This is a genomic window from Nocardia sp. NPDC046473 (assembly GCF_040645995.1).
Taxonomy (GTDB): domain Bacteria; phylum Actinomycetota; class Actinomycetes; order Mycobacteriales; family Mycobacteriaceae; genus Nocardia.
This window is the reverse complement of sequence record NZ_JBEYZJ010000008.1, coordinates 104,939-126,129: the sequence shown is the minus strand read 5'-3', so window position 1 is coordinate 126,129 and position 21,191 is coordinate 104,939. Positions and strand designations below refer to the sequence as shown.

23 protein-coding genes are annotated in these 21,191 nt (G+C 65.0%); 9 read left to right on the top strand and 14 right to left on the bottom strand.

Going from position 1 to position 21,191, the window contains the following annotated elements:
* Positions 1-134: 134 nt before the first annotated feature.
* On the top strand, positions 135-1,484 hold the full coding sequence (locus tag ABZ942_RS28220; RefSeq protein WP_357387099.1) for an MFS transporter: 1,350 nt from the start codon (positions 135-137) through the stop codon (positions 1,482-1,484).
* Between the two features lie 276 nt (positions 1,485-1,760).
* On the opposite strand, the gene ABZ942_RS28215 is transcribed toward ABZ942_RS28220, so the two are convergent.
* The gene (locus tag ABZ942_RS28215) at positions 1,761-1,919 is read right to left on the bottom strand and encodes a hypothetical protein (protein WP_357387097.1); all 159 of its coding nucleotides are present in this window, start codon (positions 1,917-1,919) and stop codon (positions 1,761-1,763) included.
* A 696-nt stretch (positions 1,920-2,615) separates the two neighbouring features.
* On the opposite strand from ABZ942_RS28215, the gene ABZ942_RS28210 reads away from it, so the two are divergent.
* The 3 genes from ABZ942_RS28210 to ABZ942_RS28200 all read left to right on the top strand — a co-directional run bounded on the left by ABZ942_RS28210 (position 2,616) and on the right by ABZ942_RS28200 (position 4,272).
* Positions 2,616-3,359: a helix-turn-helix transcriptional regulator gene (locus tag ABZ942_RS28210; RefSeq protein ID WP_357387095.1), complete on the top strand. Its 744-nt coding sequence runs from the start codon at positions 2,616-2,618 to the stop codon at positions 3,357-3,359.
* Positions 3,360-3,514: 155 nt separating this feature from the next.
* A complete protein-coding gene (locus ABZ942_RS28205; protein ID WP_357387093.1) occupies positions 3,515-3,979 on the top strand; it encodes a hypothetical protein in 465 nt (154 codons plus the stop codon).
* Positions 3,967-4,272 carry a transcriptional regulator gene (locus ABZ942_RS28200; protein ID WP_357387091.1) on the top strand — a complete coding sequence of 102 codons (306 nt, stop codon included), beginning with the start codon at positions 3,967-3,969 and terminating at the stop codon, positions 4,270-4,272. The genes ABZ942_RS28205 and ABZ942_RS28200 overlap by 13 nt, the downstream gene beginning before the upstream one ends.
* Before the next feature lie 54 nt (positions 4,273-4,326).
* Here ABZ942_RS28200 and ABZ942_RS28195 read toward each other — a convergent pair whose 3' ends face one another.
* The 3 genes from ABZ942_RS28195 to ABZ942_RS28185 form a co-directional block, all read right to left on the bottom strand.
* Complete coding sequence (locus ABZ942_RS28195; protein ID WP_357387089.1) at positions 4,327-5,169, bottom strand: alpha/beta hydrolase; 843 nt, start codon at positions 5,167-5,169, stop codon at positions 4,327-4,329.
* Positions 5,170-5,265: 96 nt separating this feature from the next.
* Positions 5,266-5,997: a GNAT family N-acetyltransferase gene (locus ABZ942_RS28190; protein WP_357387087.1), complete on the bottom strand. Its 732-nt coding sequence runs from the start codon at positions 5,995-5,997 to the stop codon at positions 5,266-5,268.
* Between the two features lie 133 nt (positions 5,998-6,130).
* Entirely contained in the window at positions 6,131-7,018 is an 888-nt protein-coding gene (locus ABZ942_RS28185) for a helix-turn-helix transcriptional regulator (protein ID WP_357387085.1), read from the bottom strand.
* Positions 7,019-7,169: 151 nt separating this feature from the next.
* On the opposite strand from ABZ942_RS28185, the gene ABZ942_RS28180 reads away from it, so the two are divergent.
* A complete protein-coding gene (locus tag ABZ942_RS28180; RefSeq protein ID WP_357387083.1) occupies positions 7,170-8,306 on the top strand; it encodes a hypothetical protein in 1,137 nt (378 codons plus the stop codon).
* A 99-nt stretch (positions 8,307-8,405) separates the two neighbouring features.
* Here ABZ942_RS28180 and ABZ942_RS28175 read toward each other — a convergent pair whose 3' ends face one another.
* From ABZ942_RS28175 to ABZ942_RS28145, 7 genes are all read right to left on the bottom strand, one after another.
* Positions 8,406-8,849, bottom strand: a complete 444-nt coding sequence (locus ABZ942_RS28175) for a response regulator (RefSeq protein ID WP_357387081.1) — start codon at positions 8,847-8,849, stop codon at positions 8,406-8,408.
* Positions 8,846-10,372, bottom strand: coding sequence for an ATP-binding protein (locus ABZ942_RS28170; protein WP_357387931.1), 1,527 nt, complete (start codon positions 10,370-10,372; stop codon positions 8,846-8,848). Before ABZ942_RS28170 ends, ABZ942_RS28175 begins: the two co-directional genes overlap by 4 nt.
* A 206-nt stretch (positions 10,373-10,578) precedes the next feature.
* Positions 10,579-11,268: a hypothetical protein gene (locus ABZ942_RS28165; RefSeq protein ID WP_357387079.1), complete on the bottom strand. Its 690-nt coding sequence runs from the start codon at positions 11,266-11,268 to the stop codon at positions 10,579-10,581.
* A gap of 316 nt (positions 11,269-11,584) precedes the next feature.
* Positions 11,585-11,902 carry a hypothetical protein gene (locus ABZ942_RS28160; RefSeq protein ID WP_357387077.1) on the bottom strand — a complete coding sequence of 106 codons (318 nt, stop codon included), beginning with the start codon at positions 11,900-11,902 and terminating at the stop codon, positions 11,585-11,587.
* Positions 11,903-12,140: 238 nt separating this feature from the next.
* Positions 12,141-12,461: a hypothetical protein gene (locus ABZ942_RS28155; protein ID WP_357387075.1), complete on the bottom strand. Its 321-nt coding sequence runs from the start codon at positions 12,459-12,461 to the stop codon at positions 12,141-12,143.
* Between the two features lie 189 nt (positions 12,462-12,650).
* Positions 12,651-13,973, bottom strand: a complete 1,323-nt coding sequence (locus tag ABZ942_RS28150; protein ID WP_357387929.1) for a DoxX family protein — start codon at positions 13,971-13,973, stop codon at positions 12,651-12,653.
* A gap of 14 nt (positions 13,974-13,987) precedes the next feature.
* A complete protein-coding gene (locus tag ABZ942_RS28145; RefSeq protein WP_357387073.1) occupies positions 13,988-14,581 on the bottom strand; it encodes a M15 family metallopeptidase in 594 nt (197 codons plus the stop codon).
* Between the two features lie 89 nt (positions 14,582-14,670).
* Here ABZ942_RS28145 and vanR-Sc point away from each other — a divergent pair, with 89 nt between their 5' ends.
* Both vanR-Sc and ABZ942_RS28135 read left to right on the top strand, forming a co-directional pair.
* Positions 14,671-15,345, top strand: a complete 675-nt coding sequence (gene vanR-Sc / locus ABZ942_RS28140) for a VanSc-type vancomycin resistance response regulator transcription factor VanR (protein ID WP_357387071.1) — start codon at positions 14,671-14,673, stop codon at positions 15,343-15,345.
* Positions 15,338-16,462, top strand: coding sequence for a HAMP domain-containing sensor histidine kinase (locus tag ABZ942_RS28135; RefSeq protein ID WP_357387069.1), 1,125 nt, complete (start codon positions 15,338-15,340; stop codon positions 16,460-16,462). The genes vanR-Sc and ABZ942_RS28135 overlap by 8 nt, the downstream gene beginning before the upstream one ends.
* Here ABZ942_RS28135 and ABZ942_RS28130 read toward each other — a convergent pair.
* On the bottom strand, positions 16,414-17,439 hold the full coding sequence (locus ABZ942_RS28130; RefSeq protein ID WP_357387068.1) for an LLM class flavin-dependent oxidoreductase: 1,026 nt from the start codon (positions 17,437-17,439) through the stop codon (positions 16,414-16,416). The two genes, ABZ942_RS28135 and ABZ942_RS28130, sit on opposite strands and share 49 nt — an antisense overlap.
* Before the next feature lie 99 nt (positions 17,440-17,538).
* Between ABZ942_RS28130 and ABZ942_RS28125 the strand changes: the two genes are divergently transcribed.
* Both ABZ942_RS28125 and ABZ942_RS28120 read left to right on the top strand, forming a co-directional pair.
* Positions 17,539-18,006, top strand: a complete 468-nt coding sequence (locus ABZ942_RS28125; protein ID WP_357387065.1) for an SRPBCC family protein — start codon at positions 17,539-17,541, stop codon at positions 18,004-18,006.
* A 388-nt stretch (positions 18,007-18,394) separates the two neighbouring features.
* Entirely contained in the window at positions 18,395-19,348 is a 954-nt protein-coding gene (locus ABZ942_RS28120; RefSeq protein ID WP_357387063.1) for a cytochrome c oxidase assembly protein, read from the top strand.
* A 59-nt stretch (positions 19,349-19,407) separates the two neighbouring features.
* Here the strand turns inward: ABZ942_RS28120 and ABZ942_RS28115 are convergent, their stop codons facing one another.
* Positions 19,408-20,067, bottom strand: a complete 660-nt coding sequence (locus ABZ942_RS28115; RefSeq protein WP_357387061.1) for a hypothetical protein — start codon at positions 20,065-20,067, stop codon at positions 19,408-19,410.
* 103 nt (positions 20,068-20,170) lie between these two features.
* Complete coding sequence (locus ABZ942_RS28110) at positions 20,171-21,190, bottom strand: iron-siderophore ABC transporter substrate-binding protein (RefSeq protein ID WP_357387059.1); 1,020 nt, start codon at positions 21,188-21,190, stop codon at positions 20,171-20,173.
* Position 21,191: the final 1 nt, after the last annotated feature.

Here is a 21,191-nt window from a genome sequence, read left to right as displayed (position 1 = left end):
CGGCGGTGTCAGTTGCGGTCAGGGTGGGGCGCAGTATCGGGGGCCACAAGACGGCGAATGTGGTACTACCCGTGAACTTTTGGGTGGCCAGCCAACCGAGCACCAAAGGGTTCTAACACCAGGGGGAGACACCAGTGAGCTCGACGACCCGAGACGACGAATACGACCCGGACATCTCGAGCACTCCACCGGTGGTGCAACCGTCTCGCCGCACGGGCGGCATGTTCGCCGCACTCACCGTCCGCAACTACCGCTACTACTTCGCCGGACAGGTGGTTTCCAATACCGGTACCTGGATGCAACGCATCGCCCAGGATTGGCTCGTACTCAGTCTGACCGGCAGTTCCTTCGCTGTCGGGATCACCATCGCCATGCAGTTCTTGCCCGTACTAGTGTTCGGCCTCTACGGCGGAGTGATCGCGGATCGCTTCGGTAAACGACGGTTGCTGATGCTCACCCAGAGCGCCATGGGTGTACTCGCCGCTGTGCTCGCGATCCTGACACTCACCGGGTCGGTGCATGTCTGGCACGTCTACCTGCTGGCGTTCCTGCTCGGGCTGGTCACCGCAGTGGACAGCCCCACCCGGCAGACGTTCGTCGCCGAAATGGTCGGCCAAGAACAACTGCGCAATGCGGTCAGCCTCAACGCGGCGAACTTCGAGACCGCGTCGATGACCGGGCCTGCGGTGGCCGGTGCGGTCATCGCGGCGGTGGGTACCGGGTGGGCGTTCGCGATCAACGCTGTCTCCTTCATCGCGGTGGTCGGCGGATTGGTGCTGATGCGGCCCGAACAGCTGCGGCCGGTGCCGCGGTTGGCACGCGAAAAGGGACAGCTGCGTGCGGGTTTGCACTACGTAGCTGCTCGGCCAGAGCTGATCGGACCGCTCGTGCTGGTGGGGTTCGTCTGCACCTTCGGATACAACTTCCCGACCGTGCTATCGGGTTTCGCGTACCAGGTCTTCCATATCGACGCCGCGCGCTATGGGCTGCTCAATACAGCGCTGGCGGTAGGGGCATTGGTGGGTGCGCTGCTGGCCTCGCGGCGGCCGCGGGTGCGAATGCGCCTGCTGGTCGGTACCGCCTTCGGCTTCGGTGTCCTCGAGGCCGTGACGGCTTTCGCCCCGCGCTACTGGCTGTTCGCGGCGATGCTGACAGTCGTGGGCCTGCTCGGGCTCACCTTCCTCACGTCGAGCAATGCCACGATCCAGTTGGCCACCGAACCGACGATGCGGGGCCGTGTGATGTCGCTGCACATGATCGTCTTCATCGGCGGAACTCCAATCGGCGCACCGACCATCGGCTGGGTCACCGAAGCGTGGGGCCCGCGAATCGGCCTGCTCACCTGCGGCGCGATATCCGCATGCGCAGCCGCCGCAGTCGGCTGGATCATCGTTCGCACCAACGGTTTACGCGTGCGAGTGACCCGCAGCGGTCTAACCGTCGCGCCCTGTCGGAATCAGGCGGCGTCTTCCGCACGAGCCTGACCCCGCGCCCTGGTGCGGGGCGTGCTCCGCGACGGCCCAACTATCCCCGCCTCAATCCGCATGGAGCACAGATGACGGCGACGGCCTCGCTGCGCGCACCATGTTCCAGGACCGCTCGACCTGCGCGCTAGGGTATTTCGGCAACACGAACGAATGAAGCAAACCGCCTCATTCCATGCCGCGACCGCGACCGGCGCAGCCGTACCTGCGGGAGAGTGCCGCCCTGCGTCGCCTCCGCAAGGCCCGACCCGACCTTCGCCCGCGTTGGAGGGTTTCTTACCCGTCGACGTCCTCTTCTTCGATGCGCTGACGAATTCCGCTGACACTCTGGTCTTTTGGAATCCGTTGCGGCCAACACACGATGACGGCGTACACCAGTACGCACACACCGGGTACCGCGAGCAGCATCAGCAAGATGACCCACCCGTCGGTCATGTGCACTCCCGCGCCCACAACTGCCAGTTCCGGTGCCAGGGGGAATCGTCATGAGCAGCATCGGGGTTCGGTTTGAACGGTTTGCCTGGAATGCCGTACGCGTCGACGGCGGCCCATGTGCCGTCGTCGTATCGCAGCCAGCCGCCCGGTGGGCTATCGGGGAGCTCGATGGTCCGACTGCGGGGAAATACGGGGTGCCGCATCGCCGCTCACCTCCCGCCGCGGTGCGGGAGAACATCGCGGTATCGGGGAGCGCTGATCACCGCGCGACCGAGAGCGGTGATTCTCCAGTTCGCCGGGCTCCTGCGCGAGCTGCGCACCCAGCCCGTGTACACATGTGCGTTCAATGCGGCGTGCACCGTCGACGCTGCCAACCCGGTTTTCATGGCCACCTGCCGCACGGTTCGCGTCTGCGCGGATTCCAGGACGGCCAATGCGGACAGCGCCGCGAGCTGTGTTCGGGAGAGCGACATCGTGGCCCCTTGTCGTCGTTGTCGAGTGGCACCCGACGCTGGGGGCTTACGCCACCAGCCAACGGCTCGCTGCGGTCGGTGTGCCGAGGAGAACGGCATCGTCCCGGCGACGGGGCCGCCCCTAGCGTCTGCCGAATGCCCTGGTCGCGGCGATGACAGAACGGGCGTCAATCCACTCACATATAGGGCGACATTTAGGCGTCCAAACGTTACGGTGTTGGATATGTCGACACCGAATACGGCCTTGCGCGCCGCGCGGAACGCGCGCCTTATGAGCCAAGATGACCTTGCTCGCGCACTCCGTGAAGTCGGATGCGCCAGTGCCACTAAACGCCTCGTACAACGCTGGGAATCCGGATATACGGCCAACCCCAGACCTTCGCACGCACGCGCCCTGGAGAGGGTAATGGGCCTACCTATCGAGTCGCTCGGCTTCGGCGCAGTGATGGCGGGCCGAAGCCTGTCGGACAGCGACAACGCGGGTCACGAGGTCGAATCGGAGATCGGAGATGTTCCGCGCGAACATCATCCAGGAACCGGTATGCCGCAACAGCATTCGGGAGTCCATGGCGGAATCTGGTTGTCGCGGTACGAGTTCTACAGCTCGGGGCGTGCGGAGACCTTCACGTCATCGCATTACGTGATACTCCTGCAACACAGGGACCGGCTGACGATCCGGAGCCTGCCCGGCTCGGCCCGTTCGTCCCTCGAACTGGACATGACCGTGGACGGCCACGTGGCAACGGGTACATGGAGCGAGCGGACGGCATCGGACGGTTACTACCATGGTGCGCGATACCACGGGGCGATTCAGCTACTCATCGAACTCACCGGTACCCGTATGGCAGGGAAGTGGGTCGGCTTCGGCAAGAACTTCGACGTGAATGTCGGCCCGTGGGAACTGATCTTGCAAGACCGGTCGACATCCAAGGCCGCCATCGAGGCATTCGACCGGCCAGTTCCCTGACGATTCAGCCCCTTCGCCCGAAGGAAGGAATCCGCCGACACGTTCGGATTCTTACGTATGACGGCGGTCACTCATGAAGGTCGTTCCGCCCTCTCGACGTTCGAGTCGTGGGAAACAGGTTTCCAAGTGGAAACTCGTTGATGTATGGTCACCTCATGCACGACGCTCAGACACCACAGCAGGCGCTGGACATCGCGGCGGCTACCACTCGACAGGCGCATGAGGCCGCCGCTTTGCCCAGTTGGGGACCGTTCGCGGCCGGTGCGTTCGCCGGACTGTTTGTCACGCTGTTCGGCTTGGCGAAGGTATTCGGATTCGACAACCCGGTCGCCTGGGCTGCCACCGCCGGCGCAATCGCCTCGTACGGGGTGTATTTCGCGATTTCGCGGTGGCTGCGCCGAGTTCGGTTCGCGCGCGGCCTCATTCCCGCCCCGCTGGCAGAGTGGAAGTTCATGGTAGTGCTGCTCCTGGTGCTGCTCATTCCGGACTTCGGCCTCGAAAATCTCACAGTGGCCGCCTTGCTACAGCTGCTGGGCGGATTGATCATGGGCGGATGGATCTGGTTCGCGGAGGCACGACCGAAGACCGCACTCTGGAAGATCCGACCGTGGCGGATCTGAACGAGCTGTTCGCCTCACTGCCGCGCCTGAAACTCGCCGCGTTCCTCGATGGTTGCACCGAGGCTGAATTCATGGTCGTCACCGATCTCTGTGAGCTGAACAAATCCACCCTCTCCAAAGCGATGACCACCCTGGAAGCCGCCGGATACCTCAATGTCACCAAGGGCTATGTGGGTCGCAAACCGAAAACCTGGCTCGCACTCACCTATAAGGGCCGCACCGCCTACCACGCACACCTCGCTGCTCTCACCGCGCTCACCCGCATGGCGAACGAGACGACGCCAGAGTCCTGAGTGTGGACTTTCGTTCCATCCGGGCGGGTGGACGCGGGCAGTGCTCAAGCAGGGTCATGACCGGCCCGTGTGCTGGAGCAGCGCCGGGACGAACACGTCCCACAGCGGCTTCGGCAGATCGTGCCCGGCACCCGCCAGAATCAGCAACGTCGCGCCGGGAATTGCGTCGCGCACCGAATGTCCGTGTGGCAGTGGGCAAATCGGGTCGTGGTCGCCGTGCACCACCAGGGTCGGCGCCTTGATCGCGGCGAAGTCGCGGGACGAGCCGTCGAAGCTCATCACGTAGTGGTTGACGAGCGTGGACGCGAAGTCGCGAGCCCGTGTGACGTCCCGCTCGACCAGTGCGCGGGTGGCGATCTCGTCGAAGTAGGGCGAGCCGCCCGAGCCCGCCCGAGCCGATGCGACGACATAGTCGACGACCGCACCGGCGTCGGCGGGGTCCGGTTCGGCGAGGCTGAGCTCGTACGTCGACGGCGGGAGTCCGTCCTCCCCCGTGGAGGTCGAGACGAACGTCAGTGACTCCACCCGGCCCGGGTGGTCCACCCCGAGGAGGAGCCCGATTCCGCCGGACATGGACCGGCAGACGATGTGTGCGCGTTCGACGTTCAGTGCGTCCAGAATGCCGAGCGCATCTGCGGCCAAGTCGGTGAACCGGTAGCCCGGCCGCCCCGGCGGGTAGCTGGTGGATCTGCCGGTGTCCCGGTTGTCGTAGCGGATGACGAACCGGCCGCTGCGCGAAATCTGTTCGCACAGTTCGGTTTCCCACCACAGCATCGAGGCCGACGCGCCATCGATGAGCAGGATCGCCGGGTTCGCGGGGTCTCCGAAGGTCTCGACGCACAACTCGGCGCCGTTGATCTCGACGAGCTGCTCGCCGTTGGAGAGGTGATCGGTCATGAACGCAACGCTAGGCCGGACAGGCCATCGTCAAAAGCGATAGTTTCCGATCGAGTCGATCGCGATCCCCGATGTCGATCCGGGAACCGGTGACGATCAAGCAGCCCCGGTTCCCGCCTGCGCTGGCGCCTGCACGATCGTCAACTGCGAGCGCTTGCGCAGAGTGAAACCGAGCGTCTCGTACAGACTGATCGCCGTCGTGTTGTGGGCGACGGCGTGCAGGAACGGTGTCTCGCCGCGCGCTCGGATGCCCGCGCCGACCGCACGGATCAGGCGCGAGGCGAGGCCGCGGCCACGGAACTCGATATCGGTGCAGACGGCGCTGATCTCGGTCCATCCGGGCGGGTGCATGCGCTCCCCCGCCATCGCCACCAGTTTGTCGTCGACCCGAAAACCCAAGTAGGTGCCCATTTCAATGGTCCGTGCCGCGAACGGGCCGGGTTCGGTGCGCGCGATCAATTCGAGCATCTCGGGAACATCGGCGGCGGTGAGCACCTCGAATTCCGGGTCCTCGGCCACCCGCAGCCCGGTGCCGTCCATCTGCACCGACCGAACATCTTGCAGCAGTGTCCAACCCGCCGGCAGCACGTGCCCCGCGCCGCGCAGCGCGGTGCTGCCGCCCGGTCCGAGCAGGGTGGCCAGGTCGGCCCAGTCCTGGTCGTCCAGTACCGGCGGATGGCCGAAGAACCTGGCGACCTCCGGGTCATAGCGACCGATCCGCCCCACCCAGGCGGCGAACCGGCGGTGCTCGCCGAGCAGCGAGGCCCGCACCGGATCGTCGAGCGGATGCAACGAGGTAAAGACATCGAGGGTCGACTCAGCGGTCACCGCACACTCCTCCACAAGAACGTTCAACCAGCGAACGTTAGCGAAGCGCACAACCACCGAACATCATTGCACTCACCGCGATTCGGACGCGGGGTGCCGACGGCTCATTCGGTGCCGTCGAAAGGCTTGCGATTCAGAGCTTCTCGGCAGCCGCGATCAGCAGCTCGCGCGACTGCTGCGGCGTTTCGGCCTGCACCGCGACCTGGTCCATCACCTCGCGGTAGACCTGCAGATCCTCGGTGCGATCCAGGTAGAGCGCGCTGGTGAGCTGTTCCAGATACACGATGTCGGGCAGCTCGCGCTCGGCGAAGCGCAGCATAGTGAACGAGCTGCCTGCCGCCGGATGGCCGCCCGCCTCGTACGGCAGCACCTGAATGGTCACTCCCGGCTTCTGCGACACCGCCACCAGATGCTCGATCTGCTCGCGCAGCACCTTCTTGCCGCCGATCGGGCGATGCAGCACCGCCTCGTCCAGTACGGCCCATAATCGGGGGCCGCCCGGCACGTCGAGGATCTCCTGACGCTTGGTGCGCAGCTCCACTCGCCGCGTCGCCTCGGCGCTCTGATTGCCGACCTCGATGACCGCGTGGGTGTAGGCCTCGGTCTGCAACAGGCCCGGAATCAGTTGTCCCTCAAATGTTCTGATCGTTTGTGCGGCGCCCTCGAGGCCGAGATAGGTCTCGAACCAGGGCGGCAGCAGGTCGTTGTAGCGATGCCACCAACCGGGCTGACTCGCCTTGCGGGCCAGATCTACGAACATCTCGCGCTGATCCTGTTCGGTGACGCCGTAGAGGGTCAGCAGATCCAGGATGTCGCGGTCCTTGTATCCGGTGCGACCGAGTTCGAGGCGACTGATCTTGGCGTGCGAACCACGGATATGCTCGCCCGCCGCGAGCGGCGTGATGCCCTTGGCCTCGCGCAGCTTGCGCAATTGACCACCGACCGCGATGCGCAACGCCGTCGGGCCGCGCTCAGCAACCCGCGCGTCGATACCCGTGATCCGGACCGGCACCGTGACCATGAACCTCTGCTCCACTTCTCGACGACCACCGGCGGTGAGCACACCGCCCCACCAGATGTTATCCCGCTCTCAGCATGGGATCCCACACCACCGATGACCGCGTGTGCGCAGGGCTGTCGTCTCTTTCCGCCTGGGTTTCTGATCTACATAGTTGACGACTCCGCTGCGGCGATGCAGACTGGGCAAGCGATCAGCTACTAAGCAAGCGCTTAGTCAGCATTCGGGATTCATCTGCTCTCCGGCTCGGCCGGAACCTGTTCAACGTGCAATGGCAGTGACGCCGCTACAGCTGCTCGGCGTCCAGGCAACAGCGAAAAGGAGTCCCATGAACAGCACAGACATGCGTACACGACCGATGCGTAATATCGGCGCGGTTCAGCAGTTCCGGCACCTTCCGGGAGTGGCCGCCGTCGCCTTCGTCACATTCGTGTGCACCACCGCGCCCGCGGCGGCGATAGAGGTGGACCCGACTCCCGTCGCAGGCATCCCCAGCTGCGCCGGCGTCAAGGACACGTCGGGGATACATGATGCGACGGGCGCCGGCCCGACCACGACGTTCGCCGACAACTTCACCCCGCCACAGCCCGACAACTGGTGCAATATTCATTACGGCACCGACACCCTCAGCGCGGATTCCGACGGCCTGACCTTCCACAACGTGCCGGACAGCGGCACCGGCGCGCAATGGCGATACGCCGAAATCGTTGGCATGCCGGCATTTACGGCCGGACAGGCAATGAGCTACACGCTCGAGGGGACCGATGTCAGCAACCTCAACGGCTCGATGGCGTTCGGGCTCTTCAATCGCATCGGCGACCCGGCACAAGTCAGCCTGGCCATGTTCATCTACCAGCACAGTCCACGGTTTTCGCCGATTCTGGACCCCCTCCGGCCGCTGCTCGACCCGACCACACTGGCCGCGCCCGACGGCTTCTTCCTGATCGTCCACAAGGCGGGCACAGCGCAGCTGAAGCTGATCCGGCTGGACGAGAAGCTGCTCAGCCAGGATCACCGGTACACGGTGCGGCAATCGGACCGGTCCGTCGAGTTTCTCCTCGACGGCGAAAGCCTCGGCGTCTTCGACTACCCACAGACTGCGGCCGACGCGGCGTATCCGGGCATGGCAAGCATGTGGTTGGACGATCAATACTGGCCGGAGGACATCGTCCTCGGCACGAACGACAAATCGGAGCCGAACACCGCGGCAACCGACGTGACGCTGCGGTGTTTCGCGCAAACCAATTACGCCGCCGGGGCTGCCTCGGGAGCCAATTGCCCTGCGGCATAACACAATCGGTTGATCACACGTCATCGAGGTCGGCCGCTAGAGACAGATTGTCGACGGGCCGCAGCGCGTCGGAGGTGTGTGGGCAGGCTGTGCGCATGGTCATCGACGACGAGGCAGGCGGGCGACCTGGGCGAAGAATTCGTCGATTTGTTTGATGGCGGCGGTGAATTGGTCGAGGTCTGCAGGTTTGGTGACGTAGGCGTTGGCGAACAGGCGGTAGCTGCTCAGCACGTCGTCCTCGGCCGACGAGGTGCTCAGGATGACCACCGGCAGGTCGGACAGCTCGGCGTCGGCGCGGATCTTCGCCAGGATCTGCCTGCCGTTGTATTTGGGCAGGTTCAGATCCAGCAGTACCAAGTCCGGGCGCGGTGCGTCCAGGTGATCGCCTTGCCGGAACAGGAAATCCAGCGCTTCTTGCCCGTCCCTGGCCACGTGCAGAGTGCTGCCGATCTGGTGTTCCTCGAACGCTTCCCGCGTCATCAGTTCGTCGCCCGGGTCGTCCTCGACGAGCAGGATGTCGACGGGTCGGGTAGAGATCATCACAGCGGAACTCCTTCAACAGCCGGTGCGGCCGGGATAGCAGGGTTGTCCTCGACGAGGACGGGCAGGGTGAACCGGAACCGGGTTCCTTCGGTGTGTGCGGTGTCGACCCAGATCTTGCCGCCGTGGTATTCGACGATCTTGCGGCACACGGCAAGGCCGATGCCGGTGCCGCCGTACTCCTCTCGACTGTGCAGGCGCTGGAAGATCACGAACACCTGCTCGGAAAACTCGGCCGCGATGCCGATTCCATTATCGGTCACCGACAGCTGCCACGTCCCCGATGCGGCATCGAGTTCACAGTCCACTCGAACCAGCGGCGCGCGATCGGGGGCGCGGAATTTGATGGCGTTGGCGATCAGGTTCTGCCACAACATCGTCAGCAGCGTCGACTCCCCCACGACCTCCGGCAACTGAGCGGGCAGCTCCAGTTGAACTCCGTTGTCCTCGATGACCGCGGACAAATCGCTCACCGCGGCATCCAGTGTCGCGCGCAGATCGACCCGGGTGGTGGCCTCGGCGACCCGGCCGACGCGGGAGAAGGTGAGCAGATCGTTGATCAGGATCTGCATGCGTTTGGCCCCGTCGACGGCGAACTCGATGTACTGCTTGCCGCGTTCATCGAGCTTGTCGCCGTAGCGTTTATCGAGCAGCTGGCAGAACGACGCGACCTTGCGCAGCGGTTCCTGCAGGTCGTGCGAGGCGACGTAGGCGAATTGCTCCAGTTCGGTGTTGGAGCGGCGCAGCTCCTCGGCCTGCAGGTCGAGCTCCGCTTTCTGCTGGGACAGGACCGCTTCCTGCGCGCGGGCAGCCGTCAACTCCGACACCACCCGTCGGCGCATCCGCTCGACGACATCGGCGACGGTGGCGACATCGGCCGGGCCAGCGATGTCGATGTGATGATCGAAATCGCCCTCGGCGACCCGCGACGACGCGGCCGCCAAGGCCGAAAGTGGCTGTGCGACAAGGCGACGCGCCAGTCCGGTCAGGATCGCCCCGGTCAGCAAGGCGATAGCGACCATAGTCGCCAGGACCCAGTTACGCAGGGCGCTGGCGTATTCGAGTGCGCGGCGGTCCGCGGCGATCGCGTCGGTCAGATCGGCGGTCTGCGTATCGAAACGAGCGCGCAGTTCGTCGAAGAGGGCCTTGCCCTGCGCCGAGGTGGCCGCCAATGCCACCGGCGAGGCGTCGATATTGTGTGCGTAGTTCGCCCGCCAGTTGTCCGCGGCGTGTTGCACCGCGTCCAGATCCGCGAGCAGGTCCGTGGATCCGGCCACCAGCGTGCGGATCCGTTCGACGGCGCGGCTCTGCTCCTGTAACCCGTCGGTGTACGGCTCGAGGAACTGTCGATCACCGCTGATGGCGTAGCCGCGAACGCCGGATTCCTGGTTGATCAGCGCGTTCTGCAAGCGAGTCGCCTGTAGTAAAGCCGGCTGCGTGTGGTTGAGCACCCGGTCGGTCGCGTTGTTGGTGTTCGCGATCACCTGCGCACCCGCGGCCGCGCCGAGCACGACCACGATCCCCATCACACCCAACACTATTTGGAACCAGGCCTGCACGGTGAAGCGCCCGACACCACGCCCTCGAGCCGGCACGGCTGTGCTCGCCACAGAGTCCTCCGTTTCCAGAAACGGGCGCACCCGGGCGCGCGTCATCGAACTCAACAGCCGTTTGCTGGACCGCGAAGTATCGAAATACTAACCGGTCCCGTCGATCCGACCGCATCGGCGGCCTAGACCGGGCGAAACGTCATGGCCTCATTGAAAATCGTCAACCAGTCGGCACCGACCGCCTGATAACCGAAAGTGTTCAACCCCTTGATCACCGCGGGCATATGCGCCGCGCCGTAGACGATCCCCACCACCTCGTGTCGTTCGCGACGCTCCTCGTATATCTGCGTCAACGCCGAGACCAGCGCCTTGTCCCGGTCGTGGATGAAGAGCTCGTTCATGAACCGCAGCCGTACCTCGGTGTTGTCGGAGATCTCGAACCGGGTGCGCAACAGCCAGTCGCGACCGCCGAATGCCATTACCACGACGTAGAACGGGGTCAGCAACAGCAGGTCGAGCACGGACAGAATCATCATCCGCCGCCGTCGATTGCTACGCGAGTAGGCGTCCGGCCACACGACGGGCACACCCAGCGCCGCGTGATCGATGTCCTGATGCACCAGACTCCGGGCCGCGCGCTGAAACGTCATTCGCATCGCGAGGACGATGGCGAGACCGGTAGAGCTGGGGGTGTCGGTGCCTTCGGAGACGATCAGGTCGCACTCACGTAGTCGGTCGGCGACGTCCTGATAGAACTGCCGCTGCGCGATGTGCACCATCGGGAAGAGCCGAAAGGTCAAGGGTCCGCCCCGAACCCGCAGATCGATGACCGCCGACCGCAACCCGAAGACACTGAACTCGGTGATCTGCACGGCCCACCTCCCATGGCCGGTTCCGGAGTCTCGTGCTCGCTCCGGAATCAGTACAGGATACGGCCGTGTTCGGGCGCGGAATACTGTCGTTGGTGCCGTCAATTCCTATGGCACGAAACAACACGGCTACCCGCCAGGCCATGGTGCCGCCGAGGTTCTGGTCACCGACGTTGGACCGGGAGTCGCCGCTGACGTGCCCTCGAGATCGTTCGTACGCTTCGTCCGCCACGAGGCCGCCCGCTCACGCCGCGGCGGCCGGGCTCGGCGATAGCCAAGTCGATAGTCGAGACCCACGATCGCAGGCAGGCGCCCAGCTCTACGCTTGGATAACCTCGACACCCACCAGTGCGTTCAGTGAATCGCAACTGGCCCAGGACTGGTTCTGCCCATACTGCACCGGGCCGTATTTCCAATAGGTGAATGGGACGGGCCACGCAACGCAAGTGAGCTTCACCTGATGCCAGGTCGGCAGCTCGCAATTGGCCATTCCGCCGGTATTGAAGATGTTGTAGACGTGGCAATTGGCCTGCCATACCGGCACGTCGGCCTGGGCGACGCCACCACCGGCGAGCATAGTGGCCGCGGCGGCGGTGGCAACAGCGGCGCTAGCGGCAATACGTTTCGCAGTCAGCATTCCGAACCTCCTGAATCGGTGTTGTCTAGAACACATCGCCTACGGTTCGCGCTTGTTACTCGAAACCATCTGCGACGTGCACTGCCGACCGTCAGAAGCCCTGAATACGTTCCATGAACGCTGAGATAACGCGCGGGCCTGACGCTCGAGCACCGGGTCCCGATCGACCTATGCACACAAACCCATACGCGAAACCAGCAAATGCACCGCTATATCCAGGCGAGGTCTTGGTCCAGGTCTATTCGACGATGGTGCAGTCGAGCGTTTTCGACGCCTTCTGGCCGTCCTTGGCGGTGATCGTTACGCCGACCTTTGCGATCTTGCCGACCAGATCGCTAGTGGCATTGAACTGGGTCTGCTGAGCGTCTGCCGGCCACTTGAAGCCGTCGGGATACGTGGGCAGCCAGTCCGGCCAAGTCCAGGCGTAGGTCGCTTCCATCGGCGGCACGGGCTGGTCCTTATCGTCCGTGGCGAAAGCACTGATCATGACGGGCCGACCTACGACGAGTTGCGCGGTGTCGCCGTCGATGCCTGCACCACCGATAAATTGGATCTGCATTACTCGCTCCGTTCATCCTTGATGGGACTGTCCCACTCCGACGCTGTGAAGCTGCTCAAGTAACCGGTGCGTGTCGGCGCTTACGAAATGCCCGGCACCACTTCATGATCCACGCGACTCGGGATCGAGTCCCGGTATCCGCAAAGTTCGTTGACGCGAGCGCCGACTCGCTCTGGGCGACACGCCCGGCTACCGGAAGTAGGGATAGTCCTGCACCCAGTGGAATCCGCGGCTGCGCAAAGTAAAGCTGTTCAGATCTACGCGTTCCAAGATGATCACAACCGGGTGGCCCTGCAGAGTCCCACGTAATACCAACCGGTCTGGGGTGGGTCGCTCGGTAGACAGTGTCGCGAATGGTGGCCGGCGACCGGCCTTCTCGACGATCGAGTCCGTCGTCGTGACGAGTTCCAGCTGTCCGTCGGGGTGGAAGTCGGCGCGCGCGGGCACCAGTTCACCGTTCATCCGTTGATAGGTTGCCGCCCCTGGGTCATCGAAAACTAGCCGCTGCCAACGATTCTCGTCGGTCGTCAACGGCGGCATCGGCTGCCCGTCGAGGACGAAATCCCGCACGTCCCAGATTCCGTACAGCTCGGACTTCGGGCTGCTGGGACCGTATTGGTCTTGCCAGACCACCCAGCGGTCAAAGCCGCAGCCGAACGCGACCCAGATGCCGAGGGCCACCTGAATCCACAGCGCGATGCGATTCTTCCGATCGTCGGCGAACAGCGCGGGTTGGGTCAGCGGCGCGCACTCGCGTTGCAGCACAAACACATTGACCAATCGGCCGAGGTACGGAGCGAGCAGGACCAGGCTGATCAGCAGCAGGTGCGAGGCGAGCAGCTTCTCCGGTATGTCGAACGTCATGTTCGTCAGGAAGACTTGAGCCATACTCGCCAGGCTCAATGCGGCGCCGAGCAGCGCGGTCCGTGGCACGAACAGCAGCAGCCCGGCGACGACTTCCACTGCGCCGAGCGCCATTTCGTACGGATGAGAGCTGCCGATCTGCAACCACAGCACCGATGCCGGGCTCAGCTCGCCATACGGCTGCAACAGCTGTGCCAGTGTGGGGCCGGGCATCTGGGTGGGGATCAGCTTGGCGAACCCGAACGACAGCAGCTGCCCACCCAGACACGCACGCAGGAACAGCGTGAACCAAGCCAGCAGGCGGGGATGGGAGCTACGACGGTCGAAGGCCGTCCACGCCGCGGTGGCGACCACTGCGACAACCAGGATGCAGAACATCAGCACCCAGGCGGCCGCCTGATCGCCTGCGCCGGAGTCATTGTGCTGCACCGCGTCGATCCCGAAGAGCGTGCGGCCCACCCAACCGGTGACCGGGTCCGTCAGGGACATATTCCACGGCCCGTGGTATCTGCGGAGCCAACGGTCGAGGAGGCCGAGCAGCGTGAACGGGATGTAGGTGAGGAGCAGACAGAAGAGGCCGAAATAGACGACACAGAATCGGAATGCGATCTGCGCCAGCAGATTTCGACCCACCTGCGCGGCAGTGATGGGCGCATCCGTGATCACTGCTGCATCCTCGGATCCTGGGTAGGGTCGACATACATTGGCGGGCAACCAATTTCGTTGACGTCGGGGCGCAGTTCGTAGTGCCAGGGTTCGTTGGCATAGATCTGGCACAGCCCATACTCGGTGCCGCGCATGGACAACCACGCCGCGGCCTCGGCGGGCCCGACGTCGACCGCCTCCCCTGACACATGAGCAGACGTGGTGGGGGTGGCTACCCATCGGGCAGCTTCCTTTTCCGAGCCGTACTTCGAGACCGCGTCGCGTAGTAGTCGTTCCTGGTATTCCGGTGAGCGCCAGCCACTGTTGACGACGAACGCGATCCCGTCGTCCGCGGCGTCGGTGGCGGCTCGGCGCAGGGCATCGAGCAAATCGTGGTCGAGATTGATCACAGACGGATGTTTGTCGTCGAAGACCGACACGCCGCCGGGCACGGCGCCACCGGCGACGGTGGCCGCGGACAGTGTCTCGTGGTCACCTGGCGGAATGCCGATGGTCCACGCGAGGACACCGACGGCCGCCGTACTGACGACGACCACGGCTGCGAGGATGGGTAATCGGCGAGTCGCCGTTCGTACTTCGCTGTGGTTCATGCCTTCAGTGAAGGCAGCGTGGTGTTGCCGGCGCGTATGTGGTTTTCGATATGCCTGCGATATCCCCCGCCTGGGAGAATCGAGCGTCTATGCGTGTATTGATCGTCGAGGACGAGCCCTATCTTGCCGAAGCCATCCGGGATGGTCTGCGTTTGGACGCGATCGCCGCCGACCTCGCCGGTGACGGTGACACCGCGCTGGAGCTGTTGAGCGTCAACGCCTACGACATCGCCGTTCTCGACCGCGATATCCCTGGGCCGTCCGGCGATGAGATCGCGCAACGCATCGTCGCGTCCGGCAGCGGCATGCCGATCCTGATGCTCACCGCGGCCGATCGGCTCGACGACAAGGTGACCGGGTTCGGGCTCGGTGCCGACGACTACCTCACGAAGCCGTTCGAACTCCGCGAACTCGTGCTGAGGCTCAGAGCGCTCGACCGCAGGCGCGCCCACAATCGACCGCCCGTGCGGGAGATCGCCGGACTGCGACTGGATCCGTTCCGCCGCGAGGTCTTTCGTGACGGCCGGTACGTCGCGTTGACCCGGAAGCAGTTCGCCGTGCTCGAAGTCCTTGTCGCGGCCGAAGGTGGTGTCGTCAGCGCCGAAGAGCTACTGGAACGGGCGTGGGATGAGCACGCGGACCCGTTCACCAACGCCGTGCGCATCACCGTCTCGGCACTGCGCAAACGGCTGGGCGAACCCGCGATCATCGCGACCGTGGCCGGCGTCGGGTACCGGATAGACACCGGAGACGATCGTGGATAGGCAGCCGGGATTGAGTGTTCGCCTCAAACTCACCCTCAGCTATGCCGGCTTCATCATGGTCGTCGGTGTCTTGCTGTTCGTCGCCGTGTGCGTCTTCTACCTGTGGTTTCTGCCCGACGGTCTCATCAGCACCGACGGTAGCTTTTGGATCGATCGCTCCGCCCTGCTGCGCGCCTTCGTTCCGTTCGTCACCGTCGTGATGGCATTTCTGCTGACGTTCGGTCTGGTAGGCGGCTGGCTGCTCGCCGGATGGATGCTCACCCCGCTGACCCGCATCACGGCCGCCACCCGCATGGCCGCGAATGGCTCACTCTCCCACCGGATCCGGCTGCCCGGCCGCAGCGACGAGTTCCGCGAACTCGCCGACGTCTTCGACACCATGCTTGCCCGACTGGAGGCACACGTCGCCGAGCAGCGGCGGTTCGCCGCCAACGCCTCACACGAACTGCGCACCCCGCTGGCGATTACGCAGACGCTCCTCGATGTGGCCCGCACCGATCGCGACCGCGACGCGGACGAGTTGGTCGAGCGCCTGCATGCGGTCAACACGCGAGCGATCGACCTCACCGAAGCATTGCTCCTGCTCAGCCGCGCCGACCAACGGTCGTTCACCCGGGAGCAGGTCGACCTGTCCCTGCTCGCGGAAGAAGCCACGGAGACGCTGCTGCCCCTCGCGGAAAAACATGGCGTCACCCTTCAGACGTCCGGCGACCTGACCCGCACCATCGGATCACACGCACTGCTGCTGCAGCTGACGATGAACCTCGTGCACAACGCGATCGTGCACAACCTGCCGGAACGGGGCGCCGCGTGGGTCACGACCAGGGTTTACCCCGATACTGTTGTGCTGACGGTCGAGAACACCGGTGAAATACTCACCCCGCCATTGGTTTCCACGCTGGTCGAGCCGTTTCAGCGCGGCACCGAACGCATCCGCACCCACCACGCGGGCATCGGTCTCGGCTTGGCAATCGTCAACAGCATCACTCGAGCTCACGCCGGAACCCTTACCCTCACCGCTCGCGCCGACGGTGGGCTCTGCGTCACGGTAGGGCTACCCGCGCGGTCTCAAACGCCGGATTCGATGGCGATCAGTCGACGCAACGTCGACAGCTGATGTTCGTAGTCGCCGTCGAGTTTGACCAGCAGGCTGGTTATCCCAGCGGCGCGATAGTTTGTCAGTCGCTCGGCGATCCGCGTGGGAGTGCCGATGAGGTTGGTCAGTTCGCCCAGTTCACGGGGTACTGCGCGGCGCGCGGCAGCTTTGTCGCCGGACTGCCACAGCTGGGCGACCTGCTCGACGGCGGTTCCGAAACCGAGGCGGGTAAAGGCGTCGTTGTAGAAGTTCCGTCCGCCTTCGCCCATCGCGCCGATGGTGAAGGCATAGCCCTCGGCGTGTTTGTCGATAGCCGCGGCCGCCGCCTGGTCGTCGTCGGTGATCTCGACGGCGACCGGCGCGACCAGGTCGAGTTCGGACAGGTCGCGACCGGCCTGAATTGCGCCCTCGCGCAACGGATCCAGGAAAACCTCGGCCGCCTCGGGGATGAACGCATTGCCGAGCCAGCCGTCGGCCAGTTCGCCGGTCAGTCGCAGGTTTCGCGGACCCATCGCCGCGTTGTAGATCGGGACGTGCGCCGGGCGCACCATGGGTTGCAACGCGCGCCCGGGTCCGTCCGGCAGGGGCAGCGGATAGATCTCGCCGGGATGTTCGAGGCGTTCGCCGCGACTCACCGTCCGGATGATCTCGATCGTCTCGCGGGTGGTCTGCACCGGACGGCGGAACCGGACGCCATGCCACCCCTCCATCACGCGCGGCCCGGAAACGCCGATGCCGAGGTCGAATCGTCCGCCGGACAGCTCCTGCAGGCTCAGGGCCGAGGTCGCCAACAGTGCGGGCGTGCGCGAGCCGAGCTGAACTACGAACGTGCCCAACCGGATCGACGAGGTCTTGGCGGCAAGATAGGCCAGTCCGGTGAGCGCGTCATAGCTCCACACTTCGGCGACCCACAGCGACGAAGCCCCGGCCTGCTCCGCCGCGACTGCGAACTCCACCGCGCCGGGCAGCCGTGGCTCGATCAGAACACCGATACGCATACTGCCTCCTGGGCCATAGTGGCAATAGCGTATAGAGAGTTCGGATCGAAGCCGAAGGGAAGGGTGCGGATGCGCTATCGAGACTGTCCCACTATCGAAGTGGCGGAACGGATTTCCTGCGACGCCGAGACCGCGTGGGCCCTGGTCACCGACATCGAGCTGCCGGTACGGTGCTCCGCCGAACTGGCGTCGGTCGCGTGGGAGGGAGCCGCGGACCGGGTCGAGCCGGGCGCACGGTTCCGCGGTCGAAATGAGCACTCCGCGTTCGGGTCCTGGGAAACCGTCTGCGAAGTCGTCGAAGTCGAACCCCAGCGCCGCTGGGTCTGGCGAGTACTCGGCCCTGCCGACGCCACCAGCGCCACCTGGGCTTTCGAGATAGACCCGGCCCGCGACGGCGTGATCGTGCGGCAATGGGCCCGCATGGGCCCCGCCCCATCAGGATTGACTCCCGCCATCACCGCGTCACCGGAACTCGAAGGGCGGATCGTCGCCCGACGACTGGAGGAATGGGCAAACGGCATGCGCGCAAACCTCGACTGGATCCGCACCCAGGTCGATTCCCAGTAGCCCGGCAGGGCGAATCCGGATTCAGTGGCACACGATGGCGGGGCCCTCTCGGGCGATGTCACCCCCCTGTGCCACTGAACGTGGATTCGTTGGAGGATGTCGTGCGCGTCATCGGGTTGGCGCGTGGACAGCGCAGGTCGGCACAGGGCAGCGGTCTGCCGAACATCGCGGTCGGGGTGTCGGGTGGTCCGACAGCCAGGCCGGGACCGGCGGCCCGACGGTCGTTTTCCTCACCGGTCCCGACGGCAGCGGAATCGCCTTGCACCTCAACCAACGGCAACGCGCGGCGACCAGGGCATCTGGGTCGTCGACAGCGGCGTGTGGGGCTGAAACTCGTTCGACCCATGCCCGTCGCTGGTAGGCGGTGGGCCAGGGGGATACTCCGTCTGTGGCTCTTGCACAGACTCCGTTGACGCTCTTCACCGCGCTCGATTCCTGGCAATGGGATTGGTCGACCACGCTTGTGGTGGCGGTGCTCGGCGGTGTCTACCTGCGCGGTAACGCCGCCGCGGCTCGCTCGGGCACCGCAGTGGGTAGCTCTCGGGTGTGTTGCTTTCTAGGTGTCGGCCTCGGGATGTGGGTGCTGGCGACGATGAGCTTCGTCGGGGTATACGCGGACACGCTGTTCTGGGTGCGAGCCCTGCAGGTGGTGCTGTTGTTGATCGTCGTGCCGTTCGGGTTGGCGCTCGGCAAGCCGGTGACGGTGCTGCGCGAGGGTGGTTCGCCGGCCAGGCGGCAACGCATCGACTCCATCTTGGCGAGCAAGGCGGCGCGGATCGCGACCTATCCGGCGACAACGTCTATCGCGATGCTCGCAACACCGTGGCTGTTGTATCTGACGCCGTGGTATCGCCATGCGCTGGAAAACGAATCGGTCGATCTGCTGACCCGGCTGGTCCTGGTCGCGGTCGGATTCGGGTACTTCTACTCCCGCGTCCAAGTCGATCCGGTGCCACGCCGTTATTCGCAGGGCATCTCGCTGCTGATCACGGTCGCGGAGACGCTCGGCGATGGCGTGCTCGGCGTGGTCGTCTGGCTGGGGCCGACGATCGCGGCCGACTACTACACCGGCCTCGGGCGCACCTGGGGTCCGTCGCGGGCCACCGATCAGACGATCGGCGCCGGACTGCTCTGGATCCTCGCCGACGTGCTCGGCTTGCCGTTCCTGTTCGTGCTGATGCGGGCGTTCCGGGTCGATGAACGCCGCAGCGCCGCACACGTCGACGCCGAGCTCGACAGCGGGCAGCCCGATACGAATCCTGCTGACGCGCAACCGGTTACGTCAGCCTTGTGGTGGGAGAACGACCCGCAACTACAGGAACGCTTCCGACGAAACCGATAACGCGCTGGTCGCAGGGTGGCGTGCCCGCCTCGCCGAACCGACGTTTCCCGTCGAGAAGGTCAGGCCAGGACGCGGGGCCACGGATACAAGGCCAGGTGAATAAGCAGGACAACCAGTAAGCCTGTCAGCACTGCGGCGACCGGGTGCGCCCGGCGCTCGAGGTAGCCGATCGTGCGAAACAGCGTGGGAAACGGGACATCTCGGCTGGCGAACAGCGCCAGCAGGCTGGGGACGACGACCCACAACAGCGCGATGGTGCCGTAGAGAACGTACGCGCCGAGGTAGGAGTCCGGATTCACCGCCCGGTGGGCTACCGCGAAGGCGACCGCGCCGAGGTAGGCCACCGCGGCCAGCACGAGGTATCCTCCGAGACCGGCAAACCGCGTACCGCCCTCAGTGCGCGTTACCCGACCACCGGCAGTCACCGGCTTGCCTGCCAAGACGCTCGGCGGCATCGCCGGGTTCACCAACAACTGCGGGATGGCGTAATACCCGACCACCGCGATGACGAAGACAACCAACACCCGCACCCAGTCGTGCTGGGTCTCGAGGTGACCGATGGTCGCGGAAATGGTCGGCCAGCCGGCCACACCGGTCGCCGATGCCAGCTCGGGCACCGCGATCACGAGCCCCGCCGACCCCCACATCACATATCCCCAGAATTCCGCCGAGCGACCGACCACCCTCGGCGGGGTCTCCAGACCTGTTGACTCGCCCATACCGTCCGGTTTACCCCGCCTGCTCCGATCCGAGGCCAGGCGCAGCCAAGATGGCCCCGAATTGGGACCCACTCGCGCTGCGATTCGGCCTCGACCGGCACGCTCAGACCAGGATCTTGCCGAGGTCGTCGAGCACCCGCATCGCGCCGATCGGACCGAGACCGAGGAACCACACCTCGTCGTCGACCGCGATCGCGTGCCCGGCCTTGACCGCGGCCGAGTTCCGCCAGACCGGGCCCGAGGTCACCGCTTTCTGGTCCGGTGAGACGTCCGCGCCGTAACTCGAGTAGAAGATCCAGTCGGCGGCGGCCTGGTCGATGTTCTCCTTCGAGACCTGCACTGCCAGCTCGTCCACGTTCTGGTTCGCCGGTCGCGGCAGGCCGACGTCGGTGAGGATGACGCCGATGAAGGACTTGTTGCCGTACAGGCGGATGTTGCCGCTCATGAAGCGCACGAGCGAAATCGTCGGCGCGCCAGGCATTTTGGCCTTCACCTGATTTGCCTTGGCCTGATAGTCGTTGAGCAGCTTCGTGGCCTGCTCCTCCGCGCCGAGTGCGGCGCCGACCAGCAGGAAGTTCTCTTTCCACGGGAAACCCGGCCGGATGGAGAATACGGTCGGTGCGATGGCCGACAACTGCGGGTACAGATCGTTGGCGCGTAACTTGCTGCCCAGGATCAGATCTGGTTTCAGCGCGGCGATCTTCTCGAGGTCGAGCGTGTTGGTCGGACCGACCGTCGCAATGTTCTGCACCCGGTCGGCCAGATACGACGGCACCCCCTGCTGTCCGGCCGTCGTGGCCATGCCGACCGGCGTAACCCCCAGTGCCAGAACATCATCCAGCTCGCCGGAGTCGAGAACGATTACCCGCGTGGGCTTTTTCTCGATGCGAGTCGCTCCCATCGCCTGGGTGACCGTGCGCGGAAAAACCCCGGGCCCGACATCGGCCTTGAGCTTGGCGGTCTCGGTATCGGCGGTGGCGAACTGGGCCCCGCCGGTGGCGACATTCTTGTCACCGTGGCCGGTATCGCCCGCGCTCGCGGGGGTGGTAGCGGGATCGGTTCCGCATGCGGCGAGCAGCGCGGCGGCGGCCACCGCGACCACCGCCTTCGTCCATCGGGCCATT